General features: G+C 69.2%; 4 protein-coding genes. All 4 read left to right on the top strand.

The genetic code is table 11. The features are described 5' to 3' along the window. The 4 genes from A5688_RS16940 to A5688_RS16925 are packed head-to-tail and all read left to right on the top strand — an operon-like array spanning window position 1 to window position 12,482. Window positions 1-6,576 (top strand): non-ribosomal peptide synthetase, encoded by a 6,576-nt coding sequence (locus A5688_RS16940; RefSeq protein WP_067911744.1) that lies wholly within the window; start codon window positions 1-3, stop codon window positions 6,574-6,576. Next, the gene (locus A5688_RS16935; RefSeq protein WP_067911740.1) at window positions 6,573-11,003 is read left to right on the top strand and encodes a non-ribosomal peptide synthetase; all 4,431 of its coding nucleotides are present in this window, start codon (window positions 6,573-6,575) and stop codon (window positions 11,001-11,003) included. Before A5688_RS16940 ends, A5688_RS16935 begins: the two co-directional genes overlap by 4 nt. Beyond that, on the top strand, window positions 11,000-12,286 hold the full coding sequence (gene mbtG / locus A5688_RS16930) for an NADPH-dependent L-lysine N(6)-monooxygenase MbtG (protein ID WP_067830222.1): 1,287 nt from the start codon (window positions 11,000-11,002) through the stop codon (window positions 12,284-12,286). Before A5688_RS16935 ends, mbtG begins: the two co-directional genes overlap by 4 nt. Further along, window positions 12,267-12,482, top strand: coding sequence for an MbtH family protein (locus A5688_RS16925; RefSeq protein WP_067830225.1), 216 nt, complete (start codon window positions 12,267-12,269; stop codon window positions 12,480-12,482). Before mbtG ends, A5688_RS16925 begins: the two co-directional genes overlap by 20 nt. Window positions 12,483-12,684 lie beyond the last annotated feature (202 nt).

Genomic DNA, 12,684 nt, shown 5'->3' with positions numbered 1-12,684 from the left:
GTGACAGACACCACCGGCGTCAGCACCCATCTCGACGATGAGCGCCTGGAATTACTGCGCCGCAAGCTCGCCGAACGCGGCCTGGCCAGGGCGACGGCCGCGGCGCCCGTGGCGACCGGCGAGCGGCCACGCATGTCGGTCGGGCAGCACCGGATGTGGTTCGTGCAGTCCGTCGACCCCGACAGCGCGCTGCTCAACATCTGCGTCTCCTACCGCCTCTCGGGCTACGTCGACACCGCGCGGTTGCACCGCGCGGTGGACGCGGTGGCCGCGCGGCACCCAGTGCTGCACACGACGTATGGCACCGACGAGGCGGGCGACCCGCACCCGGTGATCCGCGCGGACCTGCGACCCGACTGGGCCGAGCACGACCTGGCCGGGCTGACCGACCAGGCGCGCCGGCTGCGGCTCGATGTGCTGGCGCAGCGGGACTTTCGGCGGCCCTTCGATCTGAGCAAGGATTCACCGCTGCGCGTCACGGTGGCGCGCTTGGCCGACGACGACCTGATGCTGCTGATCACCGCCCACCACATCGCCTGGGATGACGGCTCGTGGGCACCGTTCTTCGCCGATCTCACGCGCGCCTACACCGACCCGGGCGACTTCGCCGACGGCGGGGTACTGACGGATATGTGCGCGGATTCGACCGCCATCCGCCCGGCGGACCTGGACTACTGGCGGCCGCTGATGGCCGACCTCCCGGAGCCCCTCGAGCTTCCCGGCGCCAACGGCTCGGTGGTGCCCACCACCTGGCGTGCCCAGCGGGCCGTCGCGCGGTTGTCGGCGGACACCGTCGAGCGGGCCGCCGCGCTGGCCCGCGAGACGGGCGCCACCCCGTACATGGTGCTGATGGCCGCGTTCGGCGCGCTCGTGCACCGGTACACCCAGTCGACCGACTTCCTGGTGGCGGCCCCGGTGCTCAACCGCGGCGTGGGCACCGAGGACGTCATCGGCTATCACGGCAACACCGTGGTGATCCGGCTGCGGCCGCAGTCGCACCAGACTTTCCGCGACCTGCTGGCCCAAACTCGTGATGGCGCGGTGGGTGCCTTCGCCCATTCCCGCGCCGACCTGGATTGGCTGGTGCGCGAGTCGAATCCCGATCGCCGGCACGGCGCCGACCGGATGACGCGGGTGAGCTTCGGGCAACGGGAGCCCGACGGCACCGGCTTCTGCCCGCCGGGCGTCCGCTGCGAACGCGGCGAATTGCGCGGTCATTTCAACCAATTGCCGCTGAGTCTGATGGTCGAGCTCGATCGGACACCCGACCGCGCCGGCGGTGCGGTGGTCGAGGCCGAGTATCTGGTTGAGGTGCTGGACCAGCAGTTGGTCGAGCAATTGCTGCGCCACTACGCGGCCTTGCTGGACAGCCTGTTGTCCGAGCCCGACGCGACGCTGTCGGCGTGCGCGCTGATGAGCGGCGAAGACGCGGAGTGGCTGCGCGCGGTGTCGACCGGCGAGGAATTCGTCACCCCGGCCAGCACGTTGCCCGAGCTGGTCGGCCGGAGGGCGGCGTTGACGCCCGACGCGGTCGCCGTCGTCTACGAGGGCCGCGCCTACACCTACCGGGAGATCGACGAAGAGTCGAACCGGTTGGCGCACTGGCTCATCGAGCAAGGCATCGGCACCGAGGACCGTGTCGCGGTGCTGCTGGACAAGTCTCCCGAATTGGTCATCACCGCGCTCGGGGTGCTCAAGGCGGGCGGCGTCTACCTGCCGGTGGATCCCACCTACCCGGAGGACCGGCTGAGCTTCATTCTCGAGGATGCGGACGCCAAACTGGTGCTGCGCGAACCGGTTACCGACACGGCGCGCTATCCGGCCTCCGCGCCCGCCGAGTTGATCCGGCCGCTGAGCCCGCACAACACCGCCTACCTGATCTACACCTCGGGTTCCACCGGGCTGCCCAAGGGTGTTCCGGTGCCCCACGCGCCCATCGCCGAGTACTTCGTCTGGTTCGGTGCGGAATACCGCATCGACGACACCGACCGGCTGCTGCAGGTCGCCTCGCCCAGCTTCGACGTGTCCATGGGTGAGATCTTCGGCACGTTGATCATGGGCGCCCGCCTGGTGATTCCGCGGCCCGACGGGCTGCGCGACATCGGCTACCTCACCGATCTGCTGGCCCGCGAAGGCATTACGTCAATGCACTTCGTGCCTTCGCTGCTGGGGCTCTTCCTGTCCCTGCCCGGCGTCGGCCAGTGGCGGACCCTGCGGCGGGTGCCCATCGGCGGGGAGGCCCTGCCCGGCGAGATCGCCGACAAGTTCCACGCCACCTTCGACGCGTCGCTGTACAACTTCTACGGGCCGACCGAGACGGTGGTGAACTGCACCAGCTATCCGGTGGAAGGCGCTCAGGGCACCCGGGTGGTCCCGATCGGCCGGCCCAAGATCAACACGCAGGTGTATCTGCTCGACAGCTCGCTGCAGCCGGTGCCCGTCGGCGTGATCGGTGAAATCTACATCGCTGGAACACATGTCGCGCACGGATACCACCGCCGGCCGCAGTTGACCGCCGAGCGCTTCGTCGCCGATCCGTTCACACCCGGCGGCCGGATGTACCGCTCCGGGGACCTGGCCCGCCGCAACGCCAATGGTGACATCGAGTTCGTCGGCCGCGCCGACGAGCAGGTGAAGATCCGCGGTTTCCGCATCGAGCTGGGCGAGATCGCGGCCGCCATCTCGGTCGACCCCAGCGTCGGACAGGCCGTCGTGCTGGCCATGGACCTGCCGCAGTTGGGCAAGAGCCTGGTGGGATACGTGACGCCGGCCCAGGGCGCCGGCACGGAAACGGTGGACGTCGAGCGCATCCGCGCCCGGGTGGCCGCCGCGCTGCCGGACTACATGACCCCGGCCGCCTACGTGGTGCTCGACGAGATCCCGATCACCGCGCACCAGAAGATCGACCGCGCCGCGCTGCCGCAACCACAGCTCGCGCCGGTCACCCAATACCGTGACCCGACGACCCCCACGGAACACCGCATCGCGCAACTGTTTTCCGGTCTGCTCGGTCACGAGCGGGTGGGCGTCGACGACTCGTTCTTCGATCTGGGTGGCCACTCGCTGGTCGCCACGAAACTGGTCACCGCGATCCGCGCGGAGTGCGGTGTGGAGATCGGGATCCGCGACGTGTTCGAACTCGCCACGGTCGGCGCATTGGCGGGGCGGATCGACCAGCTCAGTGCGGGCGAACTGACACAGTCGCGGCCCCGGCTGATCACCACCGCGCACGACGAGCCCATGCCGCTCTCGGCCTCGCAGCTGCGCAGCTGGTTCGCCTACCGGGTGGACGGGCCCAGCCGGGTCAACAACATTCCCTTCGCGGCGAAACTGACCGGGCCGTGGGACATCGACGCGCTGATCGCCGCCGTCGGCGATGTCGTTGCCCGGCACGAAATCCTGCGCACCAGCTACGTCGAGCTGGACGGCGTGCCCTACCAGGTGGTGGGCCCCGTCGGGGTCGAGGTACCCGTGCGCCGCGAGGACGGGCCCGACGAGACCTGGCTGCGGCGGCAACTCGACGTCGAACGGTGCCACTGCTTCGAGCTGGACGGAGAATTGCCGATCCGGGTCGCGGTGTTGCGCATCGAGAACACCGCGGAACACGTGCTGTCACTGGTGGTGCATCACATCGCTTCCGACCATTGGTCGGCGGGCGTGCTGTTCTCCGACGTGATGACGGCCTACCGGGCCCGGCGCGGCGGAGAAGCGCCGTCCTGGGCCCCGCTGCGTGTGCAGTACGCCGACTACGCGGCGTGGCAGCGGACGTTCCTGGGTGACGCGGGCGGGCAGGAATCCGCCATTGCGGGCGAGCAGCGGGAGTACTGGACGCGTCAGCTGGCCGGGTTGCCGGAGGACACCGGGCTGCGCCCGGACTTCCCGCGCCAACCGGTGCCCAGCGGCGAAGGCGAATCCGTCGACTTCCAGATCGACTCGGCCACCCGCGCCAAGCTCGGCGAGCTGTGCCGCGAGCTGGGCATCACCGAATTCATGCTGCTGCAAACGGCCGTCGCCGTGGTCTTGCACAAAGCCGGTGGCGGGACCGACATTCCGCTGGGCACCCCGGTCGCCGGCCGCCTCGAACCCGAGTTGGACCAGCTGATCGGGTTTTTCGTCAACATCCTGGTGCTGCGCAACGACATGGACGGCAACCCGACGTTGCGCGAACTGCTCAAGCGGGCCCGAGAGACGGCGCTGGCGGCCTACGCTCACCAAGACCTGCCATTCGACCGGGTGGTCGACAGCGTCAGCCCGGTGCGTTCGCTGTCACGCAATCCGCTGTTCCAGGTCGTCGTGCACGTCCGGGATCACCTGTCCGCCACCCGGGTCATCGAGGCCGCTCCCGCGGGCAGCGGTGAGCAGGACACCGTGTGCACGTCGCTCGATCCCATTTTCGACATGGCGCACGCGGATCTGAGCGTCAACTTCTTCGGCACCGACGGTTCCGGCGGCATCGGCTACAACTGCAATGTCATCTACCGCACCGAGCTCTACGCCAGATCCACGATCGAGCGGTTGGCCGGATGGCTGGCCCGGGCACTCACCGAGTTCGCCGACGATGTCGACCAGACCTTGCGGGACGTCCAGCTGATCGATGCCTCCGAACAGCACCGCATTCTGCAGGACTGGAGCCGCGGTGAACGCGCGCCACAGGACCGGCCGCGCACCATACCCGAATTGCTGGAACCCAGCCGGGCGTGGGGAACCGACCGGATCGCTGTGCGCTGCAATGGCGAGCACATCGATTACCGCGCGCTGCACCGCCGTTCGGACAACCTGGCCGCGCTGCTGGTCAAGTACGGCGTCGGCCCGGGATCGTTGGTGGGGCTGTCGACCCGGCGGAGCATCGACCTGGTGGTGGCGCTGGTGGCCATTATGAAGGCCGGCGCCGGTTACTTCCCCATCGATCCCGGATATCCGGCGGCGCGAAAGCAATTCATGCTTGACGACGTCCGGCCGCCGGTGGTGGTCGCGACCGCCGAAGCGGTGGACACCATGCCGCAGGTGCGCGGGGTCGAGCTCATCTCGCTGGACGATCCCGAGGTACGCGCCCTCATCGATAGTGACGACGTCGATCAGCAGTCGCTGCGACCGCCGCACCCCGACGACCCGATGTACCTGGTGTTCACTTCCGGGTCCACCGGCAAGCCCAAAGGCGCAGTGGGAACGCATCGCTCCATGGCCGCGCGGCTCGACTGGCAACTGCGGCACTACCCGCCGGGAACCGACGACGTTCGACTGGCGCAGGCCTCGATCACCTTCCTCGAGGGCGGCATGGAGATGCTGGCCGGCCTGGCGGCCGGCGCGACCATGATCCTGGCCGACGATGCCGAGCACCGCGACCCGGAGGCCCTGGGCGACTTGATGAATCGGCATTCGGTCGCCCAGGTGACCGCGGTACCGAGCCTGGTCTCGGCGTTGCTGGACAGCCGGCCCGAGGCCGTGCGTTCGCTGGCACGGCTGGTGTGCGGTGGCGAACCGGTGAGCGCGTCGCTGCTGCAGCAGCTGGTGTCGGTGTGCGCCGACGAGGACGGCGCCGGCACCGAACTGTTGAACAACATCGGCTCCACCGAGACCTCCGGCGCGGTATCCCGCGGGCGGTTGGGGCTGCCGAATCCGCTTGTCGGAAGTCCGGTTCCGGGTGCGGCGGCCTACCTGCTCGACGACGGGCTGCGTCCGGTGCCGGTCGGCGTGGTGGGGGAGCTGTACTACGCCGGTGACCAGCTGGCGCGAGGGTATTGGAAACGTCCGGGCCTGACCGCGACGCGGTTTATCGCCAATCCCTATGGTGTCGAGCCGGGTTCGCGGCTGTACCGCAGCGGTGACCTGGCCCGGTGGACCGAGGACGGCCGACTGGAATTCGTCGGACGATCCGACCACCAGGTCCAGGTCCGTGGTTTCCGCGTCGAACTGGCCGAGGTCGAGGCGGCCCTGGCGGCCGCCGCCGGCGTCGCCGCCGCGGCAGCGCGCACCTGGGAGGTGCACGGCGGCACATCGCTGGCCGGATATGTTGTGCCGCAACGGCCGATCGCCGATGACGCCGAGAGGGCGACGTTCGCCGGCGAGGTCCGCGCCGCGATCGCGATGACCCTGCCGGGTTACATGCTGCCGTCGTCGCTGACCGTGCTCGACGCCCTTCCGAAAACCGAATCGGGCAAGCTGAACCGGCCCGGCCTGCCGCGTCCCGCGGTCAGCACCGGCGGGCAGACCGAACCCGCGCGCACGGGCACCGAACGGGCGCTTGCCAAGGTGTTCGCCGAGCTGCTGTCGACCGCCGAGGTCGGGCGGTTCGACGACTTCTTCGCGCTCGGCGGCGACAGCATCCTGTCCGTGCAGCTCGCCTCGCGGGCCCGGGTGGCCGGTCTGGCCGTGAGCCCGCGGATGATCTTCGAGAATCCGACGGTGCAGCAGTTGGCGGCCGCGCTGGACGCCCTCGGCGACGCGGAGGCCGGCATCGAACACGACGGGCAGGCGACCGACACCCGTTTCGAGCCGATGAGTACCTCGGGGCTGTCGTCCTCGGATCTGGCTGCCGTGACGGAACTTTGGTCGGCCTCACGCGAGGCCACGACATGACGGCCACCAAGACCGAAGCCGCGCCCGACATCGAGGACGTGATGGCGCTGAGCCCGCTGCAGGAGGGCTTGTATTCCCTGACCACGCTCGCCGAATTCGCCGACGGCGAAGCGGCGGACGACCCGTACGTGATCGGGATAGCCGCGGACATCTCCGGGGGACTCGACGTCGCACTGTTGCGTGAGTGCGCGGAGAAGATGTTGGTGCGGCACCCGAATCTGCGGGCCAGCTTCTTTAGCCGTGGCATCCCCCGACCGGTACAGATCGTGCCGGCCCGGGTCGAACTGCCCTGGCGGCTGGTGACCGCTACGCCCGAGGACGTGGCGGCGCTTCAGACCGGCGAACGCCGGCGACCGTTCGAGCTGGAACGCGGGCCGGCCATCCGCTTCCTGCTGATCGAATTGCCCCGCGCACGATGGCGTTTGGTGCTCACCGCGCACCACATCGTGATCGACGGATGGTCGCTGCCGGTGTTCGTCAACGAAATGATGATCCTGTATCAGGCCGGCGGCGATCTGTCCGCACTGCCCGTGGCGCCGCGGCCCTACCGCGACTACATCGGCTGGCTGGCGAGCCGCGATCCGGAAGCCAGCGAGCGGGTTTGGCGCGAGCACCTGGCGGGTCTGCCCGGCCCCACCCTGCTCGCGGCCTCGCTGGGATCCGTGGACACCACCGAGGGCCGGCGAACGGGGCTGCCACGCACCACCCGACTGCGACTACCGGCCGAAACCACCGCGCGATTGATCGATGACACCCGCTCCCGCGGTATCACCGTCAACACCCTGATGCAGATGGCGTGGGCGCTGGTGTTGGCGCGGCTGACCGACACTCACGACGTGGTCTTCGGGGTCACGGTTTCCGGTCGGCCGCCCGAACTGACCGGAGTCGAGACGATGGTCGGCCTGTTCATCAACACCGTGCCGCTGCGGGTGCGCCTCGACCCGGCCGCGACCACCGGCGAGCAATGCCGCGCCGTGCAGCGCGACTCCGCACGCCTGCGTGAGCACAGCTACCTCGGGCACGCCCAACTTCGGGCCCTCGGCGGCGTCGGGGAGATGTTCGACACCCTGTTGGTCTACGAGAACTTCCCGATGGACGGACTGAGCGCGGGTGGCGAATTGACCGCCGGCGGTGCGACATTCCGGCCGTCCGCCCTGCAAACCCTGTCGCATTTCCCCATCGCCATCGCCGCCCACATGGAGGCCGGCGAGCTGGTGGTGCTGATCGAAGCGATCGACGGGGCGCTGGGCGCCATTCCGGCCGCCGTGTTCGGGCAGCGCGTGCTGACCGCCGCCGAGAGGCTGCTGAGAGGCTGGGAGGGCCCGCTGCGCGACGTCAGTGTGCTGCTGGAGGGCGAGGCCGATCCGCTGCCCACCGCCGCACCAAAGCCGTTGTCGCCATTGAGCATCCACGCGCGGTTTGCCGACGTGGTGACCAGGGCACCGGACAACCCGGCGGTCAGCTGGGCGGGCGGCACACTGAGCTACCGCGAACTGGATCTGCACACCAGTCGGCTCGCGGCGCGGCTCGCCTGCAGTGGGGTCACACCCGAAACACCGGTGGGCATCAAGCTTTCGCGCGGCCCGCAGTACATCATCGCCATGCTCGCCGTGCTCAAAGCCGGCGGCATGTGCGTGCCGATGGAGCCGGGAATGCCGCCCGAACGGGTGAACTCGATCCTGCGCCAATCCGGCGCACTGACCGTGCTGGACGAAGAGCTGACCACAGAACTCCTGCAGGCCGGCGAACCGCGCGACGACGATTTCAGCCCCGTCGACGTGTCACCCGCGCAGGCCGCATATGTCGTGTTCACCTCGGGCACGACGGGCGAACCCAAGGGCGTGATCGGAAGCCACGGCGCGGTGGGCGCCTACGCCGACGATCATCTGGACCGCGTATTACGGCCCGCGGCAGCCAAACTGGGCCGGCCGCTGCGCATCGCACACGCGTGGTCGTTCGCCTTCGACGCCGCCTGGCAGCCGTTGGTCGGCCTGCTCGACGGGCACGGCGTACACCTCGTCGACGAGCAGACGCAAACCGATGCCGAGGCGCTGGTCGCGCTGATCGCCGTGCAGGGCATCGACATGATCGACACCACCCCGTCGATGTTTGCCCAACTCGAGGCTTTCGGCTTGCTGACCGATGCGCCGCCGACCGTGCTGGCGCTGGGCGGCGAAGCCGTCGGCAGCGCGGCGTGGGCCCGCATCCGCAACACGTGCGCCACCACTCCGATGACGGCATACAACTGCTACGGCCCGACCGAGACCACGGTCGAGGCCATGGTCGCCGCCATCGCCGAGCACGACGAGCCCTCCATCGGGCGCCCGACCCGGCACACCCGTGGCTACGTACTGGATTCCGCGCTGCGCCCGGTGCCATGCGGCGCGACGGGCGAACTGTATCTGGGGGGTGCCCAGCTGGCCCGCGGCTACCTGGGCCGGGCCCCGGAGACCGCGGCGCGCTTTGTCGCCGACCCGTTCACGGCTTCCGAACGCATGTATCGCACCGGCGACCTGGTGCGCCGGTTGCCCGACGGCTCAGTGCAATACGTGGGACGCGCGGACGCCCAGGTGAAGATCCGCGGCCACCGCGTCGAGCCCGGCGAAATCGCGGCCGCCCTCGAATCGCATCCGGCGGTCCGCCACGCGGGAGTGCTGGTGCGGCAGCGCCGCGGCGTCGCACGGCTCACCGCATACGTGGCCACCGACCCGGCGACCGGCCGGCCCACCGCGTCGGAGCTGCGGAGCGTGCTCGGCACCCGGTTGCCGCGCTACATGGTTCCCCAACGCATCGTCATGGTCGATGAAATTCCGTTGACCCCCAACGGAAAGCTGGACGAAACCGCGTTGACCGCGATCGACGCCGCCGAGTCCGAGGTCGGCGCGGCGAAGCCCGAGACCGCCACCGAATCCGCACTGGCCGAACTGCTCGCCGAGTTGCTCGGGCAACCGCGAATCGACGTCACCGCGGACTTCCTGCAGCTGGGGCTGGACAGCATCATGGCGCTGTCGGTGGTGCAATCGGCGCGAGCACGCGGAATTGCGCTGCGCGCCAGGCTCATCCTCGAGTGCAGCAACGTCCGCGAACTGGCCGAGGCGATCGATTCGGAAACCACGGACGCCACCCATCGGCAGGACACCGAGACCGGGCCAATGCCGTTGCTGCCCAACGGTCGATGGCTGTACGAATTCGGCGACCCGCGCAGGCTCGCCCAGACCGAAGCCATCCGGTTGCCCGAGACGCTGCGCCGCGAGCAGCTGGATGCGGCCCTGGCCGGCATCATCGCGGGCCACGAAGTGCTGCGCACCCGGGTGGACCGCTCCACGATGACCCTGGTCCCGATGCCGGCCCCCGACATCGCGCTCAAAGAGGTTGCGGTGGCTGGCGATCTGGCCGCCGCGGTACCCGCCCACGTCGCCGAGGCCGTCGACCGCCTGGACCCCGAACGCGGAACGCTGCTGTCCGCGGCCTGGCTTCGGCCACCGGCGGGAGAGAGCGTCCTGCTGCTGGCCGCCCACGTGGTCGCGCTGGACCCGGCGTCGTGGCGGGTGATCCTCGGTGAACTCGGTGCCGCCCTGACGGCCTCGGCCACCGGACATGCACCGGCACCCGTTCGCGAACACACCAGCTATCGGCGCTGGGCCGAGGCGCTGACCGCGCGCGCGGACCGGTTGGACACGGTGCAATTCTGGGCGTCCCAACTCGACGGTGACGATCCCGACCTCGGGGCCCGCCGGGTCGATCCGAGCCGCGACCGGGCGCGCGATCTGATCGTCCGCAACGCCGCCACCGACGCCGACGTCACCCGCCGGCTGCTGAATTCGGGCCTGCCGTTGCCCACCCTGCTGGTCGCGGCCACCGCCGCGACGATGACCCGCTGGCGGCAGCTGCGCGGCCAGGCCGCACCGCCCCCGCTGCTGGCACTCGAAACACACGGCCGCGCGGACGGTTTGGTGGACGGGCCGGGTGCACACACCATCGACACCGGCGACACAGTGGGATTGCTCAGCTCCATCTACCCGGTACGGCTCGACACGACCGATCCGCACGAAGTGAGGGAGCGGCTGGCGGCGATCCCCGGCAACGGCCTCGACTACGGGTTGCTGCGCTACCTGCGGGACGATACCGCCGAGCGGCTCGCCGGCTACCGCTCCCCGCAGCTGCTGCTGAATTATCTCGGCGCCGCCCACACCGACGGCGGCACCGGGCTGCGGCTCGAGCGCGAGCTACTCGCCCGGGTGTCGCCGATACCAGAGCCGCACCTGGCGGTGCGCCACGAGCTCACGATCGCCGCGATGGTGCTCACCTATGGCGGGGAGAGGGTTCTGGCGGCGCAGTGGCGCGCCCTGCCCGACATTCTGGATGACGCGGATATCGCGGCGCTACAGGGACTTTGGATTGACTCACTGCGGGAGGTGGTGAAATGAGCACACTGGCGATCGTCGGTGCCGGCGCCAAGGCTGTGGCCGTGGCCGCCAAGGCTTTCGCGCTGCGCGACATGGGTGTCCAGGTGCCCGAAGTCATCGCCGTGGAGCGCATCGGTGTCGCGGCGAACTGGCAGGCCAGCGGCGGCTGGACCGACGGCGCACACCGGCTGGGCACCAGCCCGGAAAAAGACGTCGGGTTTCCCTACCGCTCGGCGCTGGTGCCGCGCCGCAACGCCGAACTCGACGAGCGGATGACCCGCTACAGCTGGCAGTCCTATCTGATCGCGACGGCGTCGTTCGCCGAATGGATCGACCGCGGCCGGCCGGCGCCGACGCATCGCCGGTGGAGCCAGTATCTGAGTTGGGTCGCCGACCACGTGGGCATGAACGTGGTTCACGGTGACGTCGAACGCCTGGCGATCACCGGGGACCGCTGGGCGCTGCACACTCACGAAACCACCGTGCACGCCGACGCGTTGATGATCACCGGCCCCGGTCAGGCCGAAAAGTCTTTGCTCCCGGGCAATCCGCGCATGCTGTCGATCGCCCAGTTCTGGGACCGCGCCGCCAATCACGACCGGATCAATGCGGAGCGGGTGGCGGTGATCGGCGGTGGCGAGACGGCCGCGGCCATGCTCTATGAGCTGTTCCGGCACCGGGTGTCGAGCATCACGGTGATTTCCCCGCAGGCCACGTTGTTCACCCGCGGCGAGGGCTTTTTCGAGAACTCGCTGTTCTCCGATCCCACCAACTGGCCGGCCCTCACCCTCGCCGAACGCCGCGATGCGTTGGCCCGCACCGACCGTGGGGTGTTTTCGTCCAACGTGCAGGAAGCCCTGCTGGCCGACGATCGCATCCACCACCTGCGGGGCCGCGTCGCCCACGCGGTCGGCAAGGAGGGCCAGATCCGGTTGACGCTGTCCACCAACCGCGGCAGCGAGAACCTGGAGACGGTACACGGATTTGACCTCGTCATCGACGGCTCCGGCGCCGACTCGCTTTGGTTCGCACCGCTATTCAGCCAGGACGCACTTGATCTGCTGGAACTCGGCCTGGGTGGACCCCTGACCTCGGAGCGGCTGCAGGAGGCGATAGGTTACGACCTGGCCGTCACAGACGTGACACCCAAGTTGTTCCTGCCGAACCTGTCGGGACTCACCCAGGGGCCCGGGTTTCCCAACCTGAGCTGCCTTGGACTGCTGTCCGACCGGGTGTTGGGATCCACCGTCAGCCCGTCCAAGTATCCCGTGAGAAGGAGACACGATGAGCGCCAACCCCTTTGACGACGACAACGCGAGCTTTGTGGTGCTGGTCAACGACGAGGACCAGCACAGCCTCTGGCCGGCCTTCGCTGACACGCCGGCCGGCTGGCGGGTGGCGTTCGGCGAAGCCAGCCGCGCGGACTGCCTGCAGTACGTGGAGCAGAACTGGTCGGACATCCGGCCCAGGAGCCTGATCGAGGCGCTTGCCGGGGAATGACCCGCCGCGAACCGTGCGGGTTCCGCGGGGCGAAATGCGCCGTTACCCGCTTGCGGCACAGTTCCTTTAGCGGTCGTTCAGCGGTCGGGACCGTAGCGTCGTCGTAACGTGACCGACCTGAGACACAAATCCGCGAGTCGCAGGGCACACTTACACCATCTTCAACCATGGAGACGTGTGACCACGCGCGGCCATCCGCAGG

Origin of the sequence: Mycobacterium mantenii (assembly GCF_001667865.1) — a bacterium.
In the GTDB taxonomy this organism is placed as follows: Bacteria; Actinomycetota; Actinomycetes; order Mycobacteriales; family Mycobacteriaceae; genus Mycobacterium; species Mycobacterium mantenii_A.
Note: the sequence above shows the minus strand (reverse complement) of the source record. Positions and strands in the feature narration are given on the sequence as shown.